Annotated in this window: 16 protein-coding genes; 10 read left to right on the top strand and 6 right to left on the bottom strand. The window is 38.8% G+C overall.

The window, feature by feature from the left end:
- Positions 1 to 728: 728 nt before the first annotated feature.
- Positions 729 to 1,106 carry a TfoX/Sxy family protein gene (locus tag ACP6L2_RS14155; RefSeq protein ID WP_440509986.1) on the bottom strand — a complete coding sequence of 126 codons (378 nt, stop codon included), beginning with the start codon at positions 1,104 to 1,106 and terminating at the stop codon, positions 729 to 731.
- 264 nt (positions 1,107 to 1,370) lie between these two features.
- Between ACP6L2_RS14155 and ACP6L2_RS14150 the strand changes: the two genes are divergently transcribed.
- From ACP6L2_RS14150 to ACP6L2_RS14140, 3 genes are all read left to right on the top strand, one after another.
- On the top strand, positions 1,371 to 1,733 hold the full coding sequence (locus ACP6L2_RS14150; protein ID WP_440509985.1) for a BlaI/MecI/CopY family transcriptional regulator: 363 nt from the start codon (positions 1,371 to 1,373) through the stop codon (positions 1,731 to 1,733).
- Positions 1,734 to 1,735: 2 nt separating this feature from the next.
- Positions 1,736 to 3,511 carry a M56 family metallopeptidase gene (locus tag ACP6L2_RS14145; protein ID WP_440509984.1) on the top strand — a complete coding sequence of 592 codons (1,776 nt, stop codon included), beginning with the start codon at positions 1,736 to 1,738 and terminating at the stop codon, positions 3,509 to 3,511.
- Positions 3,512 to 3,666: 155 nt separating this feature from the next.
- Complete coding sequence (locus ACP6L2_RS14140) at positions 3,667 to 4,281, top strand: trimeric intracellular cation channel family protein (RefSeq protein WP_440509983.1); 615 nt, start codon at positions 3,667 to 3,669, stop codon at positions 4,279 to 4,281.
- A gap of 44 nt (positions 4,282 to 4,325) precedes the next feature.
- Here ACP6L2_RS14140 and def read toward each other — a convergent pair whose 3' ends face one another.
- Positions 4,326 to 4,913, bottom strand: coding sequence for a peptide deformylase (gene def, locus ACP6L2_RS14135; protein WP_440509982.1), 588 nt, complete (start codon positions 4,911 to 4,913; stop codon positions 4,326 to 4,328).
- 78 nt (positions 4,914 to 4,991) lie between these two features.
- Between def and ACP6L2_RS14130 the strand changes: the two genes are divergently transcribed.
- Genes ACP6L2_RS14130 through miaA form a run of 3 tightly spaced genes read left to right on the top strand, consistent with a single transcriptional unit; the run spans position 4,992 to position 7,902 of the window.
- On the top strand, positions 4,992 to 5,774 hold the full coding sequence (locus ACP6L2_RS14130) for a hypothetical protein (protein ID WP_440509981.1): 783 nt from the start codon (positions 4,992 to 4,994) through the stop codon (positions 5,772 to 5,774).
- Positions 5,775 to 5,815: 41 nt separating this feature from the next.
- A complete protein-coding gene (locus ACP6L2_RS14125; RefSeq protein WP_440509980.1) occupies positions 5,816 to 6,988 on the top strand; it encodes a Gfo/Idh/MocA family protein in 1,173 nt (390 codons plus the stop codon).
- On the top strand, positions 6,967 to 7,902 hold the full coding sequence (miaA, locus tag ACP6L2_RS14120) for a tRNA (adenosine(37)-N6)-dimethylallyltransferase MiaA (RefSeq protein WP_440509979.1): 936 nt from the start codon (positions 6,967 to 6,969) through the stop codon (positions 7,900 to 7,902). The genes ACP6L2_RS14125 and miaA overlap by 22 nt, the downstream gene beginning before the upstream one ends.
- A 54-nt stretch (positions 7,903 to 7,956) precedes the next feature.
- On the opposite strand, the gene ACP6L2_RS14115 is transcribed toward miaA, so the two are convergent.
- The 4 genes from ACP6L2_RS14115 to ACP6L2_RS14100 form a co-directional block, all read right to left on the bottom strand.
- Entirely contained in the window at positions 7,957 to 9,510 is a 1,554-nt protein-coding gene (locus ACP6L2_RS14115; protein WP_344675163.1) for an Rne/Rng family ribonuclease, read from the bottom strand.
- Between the two features lie 279 nt (positions 9,511 to 9,789).
- A complete protein-coding gene (locus tag ACP6L2_RS14110) occupies positions 9,790 to 10,635 on the bottom strand; it encodes a tetratricopeptide repeat protein (protein ID WP_440509978.1) in 846 nt (281 codons plus the stop codon).
- A gap of 8 nt (positions 10,636 to 10,643) precedes the next feature.
- On the bottom strand, positions 10,644 to 10,931 hold the full coding sequence (locus ACP6L2_RS14105) for an HU family DNA-binding protein (protein WP_093099732.1): 288 nt from the start codon (positions 10,929 to 10,931) through the stop codon (positions 10,644 to 10,646).
- Between the two features lie 198 nt (positions 10,932 to 11,129).
- Positions 11,130 to 12,194, bottom strand: coding sequence for an aminotransferase class I/II-fold pyridoxal phosphate-dependent enzyme (locus tag ACP6L2_RS14100; RefSeq protein ID WP_440509977.1), 1,065 nt, complete (start codon positions 12,192 to 12,194; stop codon positions 11,130 to 11,132).
- Between the two features lie 138 nt (positions 12,195 to 12,332).
- On the opposite strand from ACP6L2_RS14100, the gene ACP6L2_RS14095 reads away from it, so the two are divergent.
- The 4 genes from ACP6L2_RS14095 to ACP6L2_RS14080 all read left to right on the top strand — a co-directional run bounded on the left by ACP6L2_RS14095 (position 12,333) and on the right by ACP6L2_RS14080 (position 16,973).
- Complete coding sequence (locus tag ACP6L2_RS14095) at positions 12,333 to 14,480, top strand: TonB-dependent receptor (RefSeq protein ID WP_440509976.1); 2,148 nt, start codon at positions 12,333 to 12,335, stop codon at positions 14,478 to 14,480.
- A 93-nt stretch (positions 14,481 to 14,573) separates the two neighbouring features.
- The gene (locus tag ACP6L2_RS14090; RefSeq protein WP_440509975.1) at positions 14,574 to 15,188 is read left to right on the top strand and encodes a hypothetical protein; all 615 of its coding nucleotides are present in this window, start codon (positions 14,574 to 14,576) and stop codon (positions 15,186 to 15,188) included.
- Positions 15,189 to 15,192: 4 nt separating this feature from the next.
- Positions 15,193 to 16,218, top strand: a complete 1,026-nt coding sequence (locus tag ACP6L2_RS14085; protein WP_440509974.1) for a sensor histidine kinase — start codon at positions 15,193 to 15,195, stop codon at positions 16,216 to 16,218.
- Positions 16,215 to 16,973, top strand: a complete 759-nt coding sequence (locus ACP6L2_RS14080) for a LytR/AlgR family response regulator transcription factor (protein WP_440509973.1) — start codon at positions 16,215 to 16,217, stop codon at positions 16,971 to 16,973. The genes ACP6L2_RS14085 and ACP6L2_RS14080 overlap by 4 nt, the downstream gene beginning before the upstream one ends.
- Positions 16,974 to 16,975 lie beyond the last annotated feature (2 nt).

The following is a 16,975-nucleotide window of genomic DNA, read 5'->3' as shown; positions in this document are numbered from 1 at the left end:
TTCGAGGCCTATTTTCCAGTCGATCGTCGTGCAGAATCTGCCTTTCCGATCTCGCTTTCCTTCCCTTGTTTCAGTGGCCGTATGGCCGTCCCTCCCTTGCGGAGTGGTGCAAAGATAGGGACTTTGGAACCGTATTTCCAAGACCCAGAGTGAACATTTTTTACGGTAACGCCGTAACTCGCTAGCACCTTGGGAGATAATTTTATCCTGATGGCGGCAAAAAGTACAGAATATGCCGACATACGGTCGGAACCCTATCTTAAGAAAGTTTTTTTCAGGAAGGGCATATCCGCCATCATTCCCCCTGCTTGCATACTGTCACCTTCCTATCTGGATAGGGTTTACCAGGGGTCAGGCAGGGGTTGGATTCGAGAACCCTTCGGATCTCCTTCGGAACTCGTTCGGAACTCCTTCGGATCTCGTTCGGTTCCGACCGAACGAGATCCGAGAAAATTCCCTAGCGTTCTCGAATCCAACCCCTGTCAGATACGAGTTCAACATGAACCATAATGGAGTCATTATATTATCTAAATAAAGAAAACCTTAGAATTAATGGGTAGACTGTAAGGTGGACTTTGATAAAAGAGAGAAATAAGTATTGATTAAAATGCTATTACAGGCTCCACACATAGCAATTTCGCGTATGCTGTATTCTTATATATATAGATATACGCAAATCATTGTATTGAGAACAGCTTCAAATAAGGAGAAGTGAAGATCAAAAGGGATTAAGCGGATTGATTTTGTTTTTTCCTTTTATTGGAAGCTTTGGCTTTGGGGTTATAATAAAGACAAGCTTGCATCCAAAATTCGAAGTCATCATTTCGGAGGTACCCTTCAGGTTCTATATAGGCATAGCCTTGCAATTCCTTCCCTTTCATAATCATTGGTTCGAAGCCAGGCCTTTGGGAGAATTGTTCTGTTAGTTCGGGAGCAAAGCGAAGCATCAATCGATTATCAGAAATATTGATGCACATTTTTCCATCTACTAAAAAGGCTAATCCAGAAAACATTTCCTTTTCTTCAATGGAATAGCTGCAATATTCCGCTAGGTATGCTCTTACCCTATTGCTCAACATGATGTCATAAGCCATAAGAATCTCCAATCAGATTAATTTTTTATTATGATTCGATATGTCATTGAACAAAATATATCCTAGAAAGTTTTGAATTCGCTCCCTATTGTTGGAAATAAATGAGTGAATTAATGATTAATTCCTAATGAATTTAAATTTTAATGATTTTTTAAACACTGTATATCAATACCTTAATTAAATTTAACACAAATTAAGAAAAAAATATTTTGACATTACGAAATCCTTCGTAGATTTGATTACGAAATAATTCGTAGATAAAGAAAAGACAAGGATATGAAACCGACTGATAGCGAAATGGAGATCTTGCAAGTATTGTGGTCAAAGGGACAAAGCAGTGTACGCGAGGTATTTGAGACTTTAGACAAGAAAGATGTGGGCTATACAACCATTTTAAAATTAATGCAAATCATGCATGAAAAAGGAATGGTTGCGCGAGACACCAGTTCAAAGACCCATTTATATCAAGCTAACATTGAGAAGGAATCGACACAGGGTCAATTTTTGGATAAGATGATCGATACGGTGTACAACGGATCGACAGCGAGATTGGTGATGCAGGCCTTAGGAAACGATCGGACGAGTGAAAGGGAGTTGGAGGAAATCAAAGCATTTTTAAGAAACCTAGAAAACAAATAGTCATGGAAACTACTGCTTATAACCTTATACAAGCCTTGGGATGGAGCATGCTTCATTCGATATGGTTCGGCGCTATCGCCTATTTATTGGTGAGTCTATTTCATTTTATTAACCCGAAACAACAATCCAGTCAGAAATACAATTTAGCATACGGTTTACAAATAGCGCTTTTCCTAGGCTTTATCTTAAGTTTTCTACATTACTATGGACAAGCAAAAGCTGTGAACAACGAATTTGTTATCGATCCGCAGCAATTAACAGTTTATTTCCTTTCACCACAAGAGCATATATTCGGATTAGAAGGTATGTTCCCGTATCTCAGCATCGTCTATATCGTCGGATTTAGTATTCAACTGTTTATTTTGGTCAATAGTTATCTACGATTACGAAAACTCAAATACAAAGGACTAGATAGCATCCCTAGCACATGGACTAGTCTATTTGAAAGAGCAAAAAGCAATTTGGGAATTCAAAGACGTATATCCTTGTTTCTATCCAACCACATCAATGTTCCTTTGACCGTAGGTTTCATCCGACCATTTGTCCTGTTTCCTATTGCATATGTCAACCAATTGAACAGTGCACAAGTGGAGGCCATATTATTGCATGAGTTGGCTCACATAAAAAGGAATGACTACCTATTTAACTTAATCAAGGTCGTTATCGAGACGATATTATTTTTTAATCCATTCATTTGGGCTATTTCCAGAGTTATAGAGCGTGAGCGCGAGCATGCTTGTGATGATATGGTATTGGCTCAAATTGGTAATCCTCTACCCTACGCCAAGGCCTTGGTGGAATTGGAGGAATTACGCAAGAACAGTACTCCTGCGTTGAGTTTGGCGGCGACGGGAAAGAAAAATCATTTATTTCAACGTATTAAACGAATTACAAAAATGGAAACCAATCATAGAAATGTTAAGCAGCAACTAATAGCTGTATTGGCAAGTAGCATCGCTTTAATTTGTATCGCGATATTAATTCCAGCCCAAGAAAGTAAAGCACAAGAAAAAGAAGTTGATAGTTGGGGCGTCACTGTTCCAGAGCCAAATGTTCCACGTGCTCCAATTCCTGCAGTGGCAAAAGTTCAGGTGGACACGATTAAGAAACCAGATCAGGTCATACGAGTTAACCATCATGTGGTTGAAGACACAACCGTATTACCTCCTGCTATTCGTCAAAAACTTCGTTCCATTCAAATGGAGAGCAAGGAAATGGCTAAACACACGAATTCACCAGAGTTTAAGGCACAAATGCAAAAAATTAAAACTGAAACGGATAAGGTGAGTGCTTATTTCCAATCGGATGAATGGAAGGATAAAATGAAGGCTATCAACCTATCGAATGCAGAGATATCGAAGCTATTCTCATCTCAAAAATGGAAAGATATGCCTGCAAAAGATATTCAAAAATACTTTGAAAGCAAGGAATGGAAAGATGCCATAGCAAAGCTTCAGAATCAGACTAGCAAGATGACTACGGAATATTTTGAATCGGATGCATGGAAAAATCAAATCGCAACCATTAATAGTGAGGCAGCCAAGATTAAAGATCATTTCAATTCTCCAGCATGGAAGGAGCAAGTGAAACGCATGGAAGAGGCAGGCAAAGAGGTTGATCTTTACTTCAAAAGTGCTGAATGGAAGCAAAAAGAAAAGGAGATGAAGGAGTTGTATGATTCTAAGGAATACCAAGAGATTCAAGAAAGGTATGAGCGTGATTTGGAACAACTAAAAAAGGAAAGAGCGCAGAAAAGAACTTCAACTTCCAGAAATTAACATAACCAGAAAATATCATTTGTTTGTTGTTTAGTTTAAGCGGGTTCCAAGGGGCTCGCTTTCTTTTTGCTCTACAGCTTGATTTTGTAAGTGATTTTTGTGTGAATTAAAAATTCATATTTTCTGTATACTTGCACTTAATAAAAAGATAACAGATGACATTCATTTATTACATCGATTTATTGGGTACTATGGTATTTGCGATTTCGGGAGCAATGGCAGCAAACCGCAATGGTATTGATATATTCGGCGCGACCTTTATGGGATTTGTTACGGCCATTGGTGGAGGATCGTTAAGGGATGTGTTTTTAAATATACGGCCAGTATGGGTCGAGGATGGGAATTACCTCTTAGCTATTTTAGTTGGTGTAGTACTTTCCATTATCTTGAATAAGCAATTGGATAATTTTGCACGGACCTTATTTTTATTTGATGCGATCGGTATCGGATTCTTCACCGTTGTTGGTGTGGAGAAGTCGCTAGCCTATGATAGTAGTGCAATCTCTGCAGTGATGTTGGGGATGTTTTCTGCCTGTATGGGTGGAGTCATCCGGGATGTCCTGATGAATGTGACACCATTGATATTAAGGAAGGAGATCTATGCTTCGGCCTGTTTAGCAGGCGCCATCATCTATGTTCTATTGACATTTACGCCAGTAACGGCAGGGTTGAATGCTTTTATTTCAGCAGCAGTCGTATTCGGTATTCGGTTTATTTCGGTCCGGTATAACCTTTCATTACCAAGTGTACCGAACGCAATGAAGGAATAAACATAAAAAAGCCAGCTTTGAGAGCTGGCTTTTTAAATTATATACTAACGTTTCTTTTTCAATTGCGGGAAGCTCATTTTATAAGCTACACGAACCATTCCTTTACTGATGGCATCTAATTTCCCTTTCAACATAGCCTTTTTCAGGGGACCCAATTTATCGATAAATAGTTTACCTTCGATATGGTCGTACTCGTGTTGAACAACACGTGCTGCTAAACCAGTCAACTCTTCTTCTTGTTCTTCGAAGTTTTCATCCAGGTAATTGATGGTTACATTTTTATGTCTGGAAACCTCTTCATTAATTTGCGGAATACTAAGGCAACCTTCAGAGAAGGCCCATTTCTCGCCATTTTCATCCACCATTATTGGGTTAATAAAAACTCGTTTAAAGTCTTTAGCGGTTGGGTCACCCGGGCCATCTTCGTCGTCTTCACCAAATGGGCTAGCATCAATCACGAATAAACGAATAGGCAAACCAATTTGCGGGGCAGCAATACCCACACCATTAGCTGCGTACATCGTTTCATACATATTATGAATAAGTTCTTTCAGTTTTGGATAATCCTCATCAATCTCTACTGTTTTTTGGCGCAAAACTGGATCGCCATAAGCCACTATCGGTAATTTCATCTGTTTCTATTTTCGCTACAAAGTTATTAATAATTTGGCATTAGGCGATATTCTGTTGAATTAAGCTAATTTTGGAGCATGGAAAGTCAGGAGGTTCGAGACATCATAAGCAAAATCGCATCAAAACTAGGCTTTAATTTTGTGGTCAATACGCAAGATTGGGGCTTACAATTGCTGTCCGAATCCCTTCCATTTGACTTGTATTTAGGCACATCCCCTATTAGTGAGTTATCCAATACTTCCATAAAACCACATATATGGATCAATCCAGCACAATTTAAGCGTGAAGAGAGCAAGCTTTTGAATCGTTTGCTGGTATTATCGGGCAAGGCGAAAAAGGTATTTGCACGTCAAACTGTTTTAGCCAGGATCGACAAGAAAGTAGCTATGGACTTTCAAAAAGAACATCATCTACAAGTACCATTACCGGGGAAGTATCGGTATGGATTGTTTTGGAATGGGGAATTGGTATCTGTTGCTATTTTTAGTGCTGGTCGGCGAATGCATAATCGAGGAGAAGATTATCGGTCATTTGAGTTATTGCGCTTTTGTCATAAAGGAGATTTATTAGTAATTGGCGGGCTATCGAAATTACTTAAGGGTTTCATCACTGATTTTCGGCCAAATGACATTATGACCTATGTGGATATGGATTGGTCGCAGTCTTCCTCTTTAGAGGTGGTGGGGTTCAAGGAATTGGAGCGTCGTGCGGGTCAAGAATATTGGATAACGGAAGATCAGCAATACCTTATATCCAATGAGGATAAAAGAGAAGAATTGAAAAAGAACTTTCCTGAAGGTTATTTACATGTCAATACTGGCAGCATAAAAATGTTGCTATTAGTCCAAAAGACTGTATAAATTAGTATATTTAAGGCATAATCAATCGAAATTCACACCTTATGAAACGTAAATTACGCATGGGCATGGTCGGTGGAGGCAACGATGCCTTTATTGGCGCTGTTCACCGAATAGCTGCTTTTATGGACGGCAAGATAGAACTTGTTTGTGGAACTTTTAGTGTAAATCGGGAGACATCCTTACAATCGGGTCGCGATTTATTTGTTCCGGAAGAACGCGTATATGAGAACTATGAGCAGATGATTTTAGAGGAGGCCAAGCTTCCAGAAGGAGAGCGCATGGACTTTGTGACGATCGTTACGCCAAATTTCTTACACTTTGCACCAGCAAAAATGGCTATGGACCATGGATTTGATGTCGTTGTTGAAAAACCAATGACGGTTTCCTTGGAAGAAGCATTGGAATTGCAAGCTACGGTAGAACGTACAGGTCGAATTTTGTGTTTAACCCATACCTATTCAGGCTATCCAATGGTGAAACAGGCGAAGGCCATGGTGAAGGAAGGACATTTTGGAAAGATTCGCAAGATTGTTGTGGAGTATCCACAAGGCTGGCTAAGCAGATTGAGCGAGCGAGAAGGTAATGCGGGCGCAGCATGGCGTGCTGATCCTACTCGTTCAGGGAAATCACTGGTGATGGGAGATATTGGAACCCATGCTGCACATTTAGCTGAATATGTATCTGGATTAAAGATTACGGAATTATGTGCAGACCTGACCACATTTGTTGAAGGACGCTTATTGGATGACGATGGATCGGTATTGCTTCGTTTCGAAGATGGCGCAAAAGGTGTATTAATGGCTTCACAAATATCAGCTGGAGAAGAGAATGCGGTTAGAATTCGTATTTACGGTGAAAAAGGAGGTCTAGAGTGGGCAAATGAAGATCCGAATAATTTAATTATTAAGATGCTTGATCAGCCTAGACAATACTACCGCACAGGAAATGCCTATGCTGCACCATTTACCTTGAGTTCATTTGCGACGCATAATACCCGTATTCCTGCAGGACATCCGGAAGGATTATTGGAATCCTTTGCCAATATTTATAGAAATTTTGCATTAACGGTATCAGCAAAAAATGAAGGCCGAACAGCAAGTGCAGAGGCACTCGATTTTCCAACTGTACAGGATGGCGTACGTGGAATGGCCTTTATAGAAACAGTAGTCAAGAGTAATGAAAGCAATGAAAAATGGACAAAATTTGTCATTTAGATTCATTTGAAAATATCATATCATTCATAAATCAGGCGAAGGAACATCTTTCGCCTGATTTTCTTATTATTCTTTTGGGGCCAACAGCTTCTGGCAAAACGGCCCTAGCAGTCAGAATAGCCCAAACTCTCGATGCAGAAATCATCTCTTCAGATTCTCGACAGGTTTACCAACATTTGGATATTGGTACCGGTAAAGACCTGAGGGAATATGGAAATGTGCCCTATCATCTCATTGACATCGTCCCTCCTACTATAAAATATTCGGTAGAGAACTTTAAAAAAGATTTTCAGGAAGCAAGTCGTCTTATTAGACAAAAGGGTAAACAGGTCATTTTATGTGGAGGAACTGGATCTTATATACATTCTTTACTTATCGCACAACCTTATGCTAGCATTCCTAAGAATCAGGAATTTCAAGATCGCCTAGCCTCTTATAGCAAAGAGGAGCTATTAGAACAACTTCAGACCTATGAAATCCCAAATGATTTTCACATTGATCGGGATAGTAAGAAAAGATTGATCCGTGCATTGGAAATTCTAAACTATTTAAAATACCACGAAGCGCCAGAAAAAGGAGAAGCGATTGTAAAAGATTATTTGGTGCTAGGTTTAAATCCTGGTCTTACAGATCGAAGATCTAAAATAGATCGGCGTTTGGATAGCCGACTGGAAGAAGGCTTACTGGCAGAAGTAGAGGGGTTATTGGCAAAAGGGTTAAGCCATGAAGATTTGATGTGGTTTGGATTAGAGTATAAGTATGCTTCGCTGTATTTATCAGGTGAGATGAGTTTAGCGGATTTTAAGAGCAAACTAAGGACAGAAATACATCGATATGCCAAGCGTCAGATGACTTTTTTCAGGAAGATGGAAAAAGATGGCGTGAAGATACTTTGGATAGAGGCCAAGGTATAGCAAAGTAAAACGCATAAAAAAAGCTACACAGAGTTTCTGTGTAGCTTTTTTATATTATAGTTTTATCTCTTCGTCTTTGGAATTAAAGAAGTGGAATTCGGTCAAATAATATGAACTCATTTCCTTCACTTTAATCCATCGGCCATATTTGAAAAACCACTTCAATCTGCGGGATATAAAACCAGCTTTGATGTAGGCAGCGATGTAAGGGTGCACACATAGTGTTACACCTTTTTCGTTTTGCTCCTGCAAGATGAAGCTCAAATTATTTTCAATGTCATCCAGCAATACGATACTGGATCTAATTTCACCTGTTCCGTCACAAGCGGGACACTTTTCATTGGTCACGATTGACATTTCAGGTCTGACACGTTGCCTAGTAATTTGTACTAAACCAAATTTACTTGGAGGGAGGATGGTGTGTCTAGCACGGTCAGAAGCCATGCATTCTTTTAAGAAACCATAAAGTTCTTTACGGTTATTGGGTTTGTGCATATCGATAAAATCGATGACTACAATTCCACCCATATCCCTCAGCCTAAGCTGACGGGCAATTTCTTTGGCCGCTTCCTTATTTACGAGGAGGGCGTTATCTTCTTGATTTTCCTTATTGGCAATACGGTTACCGCTATTTACATCAATTACGTGGAGTGCTTCAGTATGCTCGATTACGAGGTAAGCACCACCTTGAAGGTTTACGGTTTTGCCAAAGGACGCCTTAATTTGCTTTTCGACACCATAATGGTCAAAAATCGGTTCTCTATGTTTATAGAGTTTGACGATTTTCTCCAGGTCAGGGGAAATTTCTTGGATATAGGATTTTACCTCTTCAAAGATGTCCTGATCGTTCACATAGATATGCGTAAATTCATCGGTTAGGATATCGCGCAATATGGTAGATGCGCGGTCCATTTCACCGAGAACTTTTTGTGGAGGTTCGGCTGATTTAAGGCGTTTGGTAAACAATTCCCATTTAGAGATTAGGTCGAGCAGGTCTTTTTGGAGTTCATCTACTCCTTTACCTTCAGAAACAGTTCGAATGATTACCCCAAAATTTGGTGGTTTAATACTTTCGACGATTTTCTTGAGGCGGTTTCTTTCTGCACTACCTTTAATCTTTTTGGAAATGGATACCGAACTTGAGAAGGGCACCAATACGACAAACCTTCCGGCAATAGATAGGTCTGAGCTTAGTCTGGGGCCTTTAGTAGAGATTGGCTCTTTGGCAATCTGCACAGGCAACAGCATGTTACGGCTCAGAATATCAGATATTTTTCCAGCTTTGTCAATGTCCTTTTCAAGCTTCAAACTATTGAGCAGTTTTTCTTGATAACTGCCGTTCTTTACTACCCTTGTGAGTTTAATAAGGGATTGTACTTGCGGACCAAGGTCGAGATAATGCAAAAAAGCATCTTTTTCATAGCCTACGTCTACGAAAGCGGCGTTCAATCCGGGCATGATTTTCTTTACTCTCCCTAAGTAAATATCTCCTACCGCGTAATTGTTGCCTACTTGTTCTCGATTTAATTCAACAAGTTGCTTGTCCTGTAGTAAAGCAATAGTCACCCCCTTATCGGGGACTGAATCGATAATTAATTCCTTTACCAACAGCTACTCAATTAAGGACGGTTGTAGACTCGCTCTACAACGTTAAATGTCCGGTTAAACAAAAAAACCGTTTAATTAAAAAACAATCTATGACGAGTGTTCTCATCATAGATTGTACACATGATTCGATAAAGCCTAAGCTTTAAGGAAGCTTATTTTTTCTTGTGTCTATTTTTTCTTAAACGTTTTTTACGTTTGTGAGTAGCCATTTTGTGTCTTTTTCTTTTCTTTCCGCTTGGCATAGCTTAATGTTTTTTAATGTTTATACGAATATGTTAATTACTTCTTGAGTTTTTCGATTTCACGATCGATAAACTGCGAGAGAGAAGGGTCAGCGGCTAAAGATTTACTTTTTTCAAAAGCAGCGATAGCTTCATTCTTCATCCCTATATTTTGATATCCTGTTGCAAGGTAGAAATACGACTCTGCATCAGGTTTTTGTTCAACCACAGTCTTGAAACGGTCGATTGCACGATCGAACTGACGAGATTGTAAAGAGAATAAACCTAGGGTTTTGTTCGCTTCTAAGTTTTTAGGATCCGCTTTAACGACTTCTTGTAACAAGGCGATTCCGGCCATAGGATTATTAGTTCCAGTAACCATTGCCGCTCCAAGGCCAGTTTTAGCGTCCAAGTTTGCGCCATCAAGGTCAACTGCCTTTTGGTAAGCTGTAATGGCACGTTTGTTTAAAGCAACGACCATTGCACTATCCTGCAAGTTAGTATAACCTTTACGGTAAGCATTTCCAGCTTTCAACCAGTATTCGAATTTCGGTGAGATGGCAGCCATATCCTCGTAGATGAAACCTTGAGGGACAGCTTTTTCTACATCGTTCCATTTATCGGCTAAGATTTGGTAAGCAGCGATTTTATCTTGACCTGAAGCTTGATCAGCTTTTTTCTCAAGATCAGTGATTTCTGTTACTATAGCTGGGTTTAATCCGCGTTTGGAAGCTTCCGAAACGCTAGAAAGGGTAAATTGATCTGCAGCAGCTTCTTCTTGAGTTGCTGCTGCAGTATCTTCATTTTTAGTCACCAAACCTTTAACAGGACGAGCGAAAAGGAATCCCATGATAAGGACTACTACAACCGCAACGACAATCTGAATTTGTTTGGTATTCTTCATGATAAAGATTATTTTTTATTTCCGTTTTTCACTTTTTCTACAAAAACTTTTGCAGGTTTAAAGCTAGGCACATAGTGCTCAGGGATGATAATCGCGGTATTTTTGGAAATATTACGCGCTGTTTTTTCTGCTCTCTTTTTTACTACAAAGCTACCGAAGCCTCTTACGTACACATTTTCACCACCGATCATGGCACTTTTAACAACTTTAAAGAATGCTTCAACGGTCTCTTGTACATCAACCTTCTCTAAACCAGTCTTGTTAGAGATCTCTGCAATAATTTCTGCTTTAGTCATATCTATTTTTACTCTAATTAATCTAAACCCTAAGCCTTACAGCCTTTTGGGGTTGCAAAAGTATCTTTTTATATTGAGTAATGAAAATATTTTTGCGTTTTTTTACTAATCAAATCGTTATTATTCAATGGATTAGTAGTTGATTCCCCAATATTACATTTCAAAAGGCTTGCAAAGCTACAATTATTTTGTTGACAATCAAAGTTTTAAAATATTTTCTCGGGACAGCAATTCGGCTATCCATTCGATGTCAGCAGGCCTATGGAGTGCAGAAACAACTATTCTGTTTAACAAGGGGCTATTTGGCAAAGGATAAGGAAAACTTGAAATGACAATTTTATGATTGACCAGGTGCTTATATAGCGTCGGTTCAGTCGATGTGAAGACTGGGAAGTTTGGAATATGATTTAATTTAAGATTTGTCACTAAATCGGCCATTTGTTGAGTATTTCTTTGCATCTGATCGAAGGCAAAACCATATATAGCAGTACCATTCTTTAGGGCATATAAAGCCGCTGGAGAACAAGGTGAAGCACCCATAAAAATAGGGTCTTCCTTTACTGTGTCTATCAGTTCTTCATCTCCAAGGACCAATCCAGCATCAGTTCCAAGACCTTTAGCCAAGGAAGCTAAGATTAGGACTCTTACATTTGGTTGCCGTATTAAATTCTTGTCAAAAGAAGTTGCATTCTTCCTTAATACAGCAATCCCATGCGAATCGTCTAAGACCAAAATGACATTTTTTGAAGAATCGACCTTATTAAAGGCAGAGAAGTCATACAATCTAGGTGTCAAGTTATCCATGCAATTGGATATCACTAAAAATTCTTTTTCAGTAGCCTCGTTAATGGTTTGTATGGTGCTTTCCAACCAATCTTCAAATTTGATTACTTGATTGGGGTTTTGATCAAGCCAAAGTGATGGGTGTGTATCAGGCGCGTAAATGACCTTACGGTTCTTTGCAAGCGCTCTAACCGTTGCTTGAGCAGCTAAATAGCCACTGGAAAACAATGCGGAGGCCGGAAAACCAAAACGCTTTGACAGCTCTTGTTCAGATTCTTCATATATCCCCAATTGTACATTATTGGACCTAGAAGTACCGATATTCAAGCCATATTTATCTATTCCGTCTTTATAAAGCTCGATATAATCTGGGTTTTGCAATAAACCCAAATAGGCTGTACCCCCAAAGAATAAAAAAGAAGAATGATCTAAATGTATGATTCGACCCGTGGGTTGATTTAGTTTACGAAAAGAGGTCATTATGATGATTTATAATGAACAAATGTACAAAATCATTTCAATCCAATTATTCCTCATTTCATCCTGCATTCTTGTCGGTTCATCCTATATAGTTTTTGAGTGTTCAAGCCGAAGGATAGATTTGTTAAAAAATCAATCATGCGTTATCTAATCACACTATTAATCATTTTCCCATTGTTCATTCAGGCACAAGAAATCAGCCTTAAGGGACGGGTTATGAACAAAAAGAATCAGCCTTTAACTGGAGTCAATATTTATATTTCGGGCAGTTATGATGGTGCTATGAGTGATAGTACCGGTCGATATCGGTTTGAAACAGTATTACAAGGCAAGCAGACCTTAATTTTCAGCTTGGCAGGATTTAAAATTCTACAAAAGGAGTTGGAATTAAAATCGGATATGGAAGTGAATATTTCCTTGGAACCAGAGGCAGAAATGATTGAAGCAGTAGAGATTCGAGCAGGTCAAATTCAAGTCGGTAATAAGTACAACGCAGTTTTAAGCCCCCTGGACATAGTAACCACAGCGGGCAGTATGGGCAATATAATTGCTGCTTTGGAAAAACTACCGGGAGCTCAAATAGCCGGGGAAGATGGTAGACTTATGGTACGAGGAGGTGATCCATCGGAAACACAAACTTTGGTCAATGGCATTCAAGTATTCCAACCCTATACGCCTACGGCTAATAATATGCCTGTTCGAGGCAGGTTCTCACCCTTTCTTTTTAAGGGCACTAACTTTTCTACTGGTGGGTATGGTGCTGAGTTTGGAAATGCTTTGTCAGGCGTTTTGAATCTTACAACCGCTCAAGAAATTCAAGAACCCAAAACAGAGCTTTCATTTTCAACCGTAGGATTGGGAATCAGTAACACACAAGCCTGGAAGGATAATTCCTTAAGCTTCAATCTGACCTACACCAATCTGACCCCCTATACGAAATTGATTAGTGATCGAATAGACTGGTTAAAGCCCTTTCAGCAGGCTTCAGGGGAGGCTATCTGGCGGAAGAAGGGTAAGCATTCTTTCTTAAATCTTTATGCTACCTATTCTTTTGAGGATTTTAAATTCAAGGATGAATCTGTGGAATTTGGACAACAAGTGACTACCGACATTCGCAATAAAAATGCCTATGTAAACAGTACTTATACCCATTCCCTGGCCAATAATTGGAAAATAGATGTAGGAGCAGGCTTGGGATATAGCAATAAGGATTTGGCTTATCATGCGTATTTTATCCCAAATACACAATGGGGCAGTCATGTAAAGGCAAGCCTCCGTAAGACCGCAGGGCTTAAATGGCAGTGGTTAATGGGTGCTGAGCATTTTTACCAAAAGGTAGATGAAAGCTTCCAGATCGGCGAATCAGCGGCTGTGGACTATGGGTTTAAGCGTAATTATGCTGCATTATTTACGGAAGGGAATTACCAAATAATCCGAGGCTTAAGTCTTAGCGCCGGATTACGCTATATCAATACCTTAAAATCACAACAACTCGTTGAACCTAGAGCTTCTGTTGGGTATCTGATCAACAAGAGTCATCAAGTTTCTTTTGCTTATGGCCACTATCATCAAGAAGCTCCGGAGTTCATAGCTAAATTCAAACAGGATTTACCTTGGGCATTTGCTAAGCACTATGTTTTCAATTATTCCTGGTTGCAAAAAGGTCGTTTATTACGCTTGGAGGCTTATGCTAAAGATTATAAGGGATTGTACCAATATGATACCCCGAGTCCACAATATCAGAGTCAGTATGCAGCCAATGGCTTTGGACAGGTAAAAGGAATTGATGTTTTCTGGAAAGACAATAAGAGTATTCCGAATTTACAATATTGGATCTCTTATTCCCTCACGGATGCCAGTAAAAAAGAAGCTTTTTATCCAGTTTCAGTACAACCCACATATGTTGCAAAGCATCAGTTTTCGATAGTTGCCAAATATTGGATTTCGGCCTTACGCTCTCAGGCCAGTATAACAAACACGTATGGATCAGGGCGGACATATTTTAATCCAAATGACGTTAAATTCCCGATGAGCAAAACTAAAGGCAGAAATGATGTGTCTGTAAGTTGGTCTTATTTACTGAGTCAACAGAAGATACTATTCTTCTCCATGACAAATGTATTAGGGAATGAGCCGATCTATGGTTATCAGTATCGTTCAACAGCAGACAGTAATGGACATTTCCAAAGTCAGGCCATTACCCCAAATGCGAAGCATTTTATTTTCGTTGGGTTCTTTTGGACCATCAGCAAGAATAAAAAGGATAATCAATTAGAGAATTTATAACAGTTCATCTTAAAAAACCGACAGTTCATCCAAGATAATTTTACAACAAATTATTAAACACGAAATTTATCATAACATTAAATCAAGGAACACATGAAAGCACTAATTATCAGTATTTTGACATTAATAAGCAGTTACAGTTTTGGACAGACCGCTTATGAGAAAGCTATGGGAAAGGCATTAAGTGATTGGCAGTCTGGGAAGGCTACGGAAGCCATTGGTCAATTTGAACGCATCGCTCAAGCGGAAAAATCAAATTGGATCCCAAAATATTACCAGGGGTTGGTAGGCGTTACGGAGTCTTTTAAAGAACAGGATGCCGATAAAAAGCAAAAGCAAATAGAAACTTCGAAAGCTTTAATCCCTACTGATGAAAAAGAATTAAATGCAGAATGGTTAGTTTTAAAAGCACTGGCTTTAACTTCTGAGTTAACAATCGACCCTATGGCTACAGCTATGCTCCTATCCCCACAAATCATTGAACTTTATGAGAAAGCATTGAAAATGGAACCAAATAACCCAAGAGCACTTTCAGGCTTGGCTGATTTTCAGATACAATCTAAAAAGTTCATGGGTGGAGACACAAAACAAGAGTGTAAGGATTTGGAAAAAGCAGTATCTTTATTCAGTCAAGAAAAACACGCAACTAAGTTCTACCCTACTTGGGGAAAAGAACGAGCTGAAATGTTATTGAAAGCATGTAAGTAATCACATGAAATATTTTTTAAGATCCCTTTACTATTCTGTCATCATCACCATTATCCTGTTTGTATTAATTTCAGGGTATTATTTAGTGCGGCTTGGCAAATTAGAATTGGATATTTTAGTTAGTAGGGGCGCTATAACGACCATAGTTTACAGCGTTTTCTTAGGCTTGTCAGGTAGTTATACGGCTTACTTTCTAAAAAAACTTATACCTGGAGAGAATAAGCTTGCAAAACGGTTTTTGTACTATTTGTTGGTTACCCAACTATTGGCTCCAATCATCGTTTTTTTAAGTAATTATGTTCTTCAGGTTGTTATTAATAAAAAGTCTTTCTCATTATTCTTATCGCAGATTTCCTGGGCAAATTATATCCTGCCTACTGTCATAGCCTTAATCATAGGATCCTTATTTTTCTTGGTGGGATATATCGTAGAAAAAAAGAACAAACAAGTCAGTCAGCAAAAGCAAATTGCGGGACAAGCAACAGCACAGTTAGAAACTCTAAAGAACCAGATTGATCCTCATTTTCTATTCAATAGCTTAAATGTGTTGATTGGATTGATTGAAGAGGATCAGGAAAATGCCATTCAATACACCAAATCACTTTCTAATATCTATCGGTATATTCTTGAACAGAAGGATAAAGAGTTGACTAGTCTTCAAGAGGAGATGACATTTGCCAATAGTTATATCAACTTATTAAAGCTTCGATTTGAAGATGCGATACAGTATCAGGAGGATTTCGTAGACGCAGAGGATTTAAAGATCGTGCCTTTGAGTTTACAATTGTTATTGGAGAATTGTATACAGCATAATAAGGTCAGTGAAGAGCATCCACTGATCATCCATATTAAGCGGAAAGACAATCGATTAATCGTTGTAAATAATCTACAAGAGAAAAACACGCCACATCAATCCACTAGGATTGGTTTAAAAAACATCGTTGATCGATATGCGCTATTGACAAAAGAGCCTGTAGAGATCATCAAAACTGACGATAAGTTCACAGTATCCTTACCCCTACTCCCATGATGAAAGATTTTCGAGTTGTCATAATAGAAGATGAGAAACCTGCTGCTCGATTATTGGCCAGGCGACTAGACCGTTTTGGCTTTACTGACATTACCCTATTGCATTCTGTAGCTCAGGGCAAGGCTTGGTTAGCATCAAATCCTGAACCTGATCTGATATTTATGGACATCCAATTATCTGATGGTCTTTCATTTGAAATCCTGGAAGAACATCCGATTTCCTCCAAATTGATCTTTACAACGGCTTACAATGAGTTTGCGTTGAAGGCTTTTAAGCATAATAGTATTGATTATCTACTGAAACCTATTGTGGATGAAGAGCTTGAATTTGCTATTCATAAATTTCAGAAGAATCATCAGGTTAATACTAATTTAGATGTTCAGCAATTAAGAAGCATCTTATTAGGAGAAGAGCACAAGTATAAGGCGCGTTTCAATGTCAGGGTTGGTCAACAGATCAAGATCATTTCAGTGAATGATATAGCCTGTGTTTATTCTGAAAATAAGGGTACTTACTTGTTCAGCAAACAAGGGGATTGTTACCTATTAGATTATAGCTTAGACCGAATGGAAGAATTACTAGATCCAAAGTTATTCTTTCGGATTAACAGGGGTCACATCATCGCATTAGAATCAATTAGTTCTATTGCTATACATTCGAATTCTCGATTAAAGGTTCTGATCAAGGATTTCCAATCCGATGCTTGTATTGTGAGCAGAGAGCGCGTAGTAGATTTTAAGAATTGGTTGGAATAGGG

Origin of the sequence: Sphingobacterium lactis (assembly GCF_051951495.1) — a bacterium.
In the GTDB taxonomy this organism is placed as follows: domain Bacteria; phylum Bacteroidota; class Bacteroidia; order Sphingobacteriales; family Sphingobacteriaceae; genus Sphingobacterium; species Sphingobacterium lactis_A.
This window is presented reverse-complemented; position numbering and strand designations above follow the sequence as displayed.

What these genes read in the sequence shown, in the direction of transcription:
- ACP6L2_RS14150 (WP_440509985.1), top strand. Translation starts at nt 1,371, where the DNA reads ATGAAACCGACTGATAGCGAAATGGAGATCTTGCAAGTATTGTGGTCA.
- ACP6L2_RS14145 (WP_440509984.1), top strand. Translation starts at nt 1,736, where the DNA reads ATGGAAACTACTGCTTATAACCTTATACAAGCCTTGGGATGGAGCATG.
- ACP6L2_RS14140 (WP_440509983.1), top strand. Translation starts at nt 3,667, where the DNA reads ATGACATTCATTTATTACATCGATTTATTGGGTACTATGGTATTTGCG.
- def (WP_440509982.1), bottom strand. Translation starts at nt 4,913, where the DNA reads ATGAAATTACCGATAGTGGCTTATGGCGATCCAGTTTTGCGCCAAAAA.
- ACP6L2_RS14130 (WP_440509981.1), top strand. Translation starts at nt 4,992, where the DNA reads ATGGAAAGTCAGGAGGTTCGAGACATCATAAGCAAAATCGCATCAAAA.
- ACP6L2_RS14125 (WP_440509980.1), top strand. Translation starts at nt 5,816, where the DNA reads ATGAAACGTAAATTACGCATGGGCATGGTCGGTGGAGGCAACGATGCC.
- miaA (WP_440509979.1), top strand. Translation starts at nt 6,967, where the DNA reads ATGGACAAAATTTGTCATTTAGATTCATTTGAAAATATCATATCATTC.
- ACP6L2_RS14110 (WP_440509978.1), bottom strand. Translation starts at nt 10,635, where the DNA reads ATGAAGAATACCAAACAAATTCAGATTGTCGTTGCGGTTGTAGTAGTC.
- ACP6L2_RS14105 (WP_093099732.1), bottom strand. Translation starts at nt 10,931, where the DNA reads ATGACTAAAGCAGAAATTATTGCAGAGATCTCTAACAAGACTGGTTTA.
- ACP6L2_RS14100 (WP_440509977.1), bottom strand. Translation starts at nt 12,194, where the DNA reads ATGACCTCTTTTCGTAAACTAAATCAACCCACGGGTCGAATCATACAT.
- ACP6L2_RS14095 (WP_440509976.1), top strand. Translation starts at nt 12,333, where the DNA reads ATGCGTTATCTAATCACACTATTAATCATTTTCCCATTGTTCATTCAG.
- ACP6L2_RS14090 (WP_440509975.1), top strand. Translation starts at nt 14,574, where the DNA reads ATGAAAGCACTAATTATCAGTATTTTGACATTAATAAGCAGTTACAGT.
- ACP6L2_RS14085 (WP_440509974.1), top strand. Translation starts at nt 15,193, where the DNA reads ATGAAATATTTTTTAAGATCCCTTTACTATTCTGTCATCATCACCATT.
- ACP6L2_RS14080 (WP_440509973.1), top strand. Translation starts at nt 16,215, where the DNA reads ATGATGAAAGATTTTCGAGTTGTCATAATAGAAGATGAGAAACCTGCT.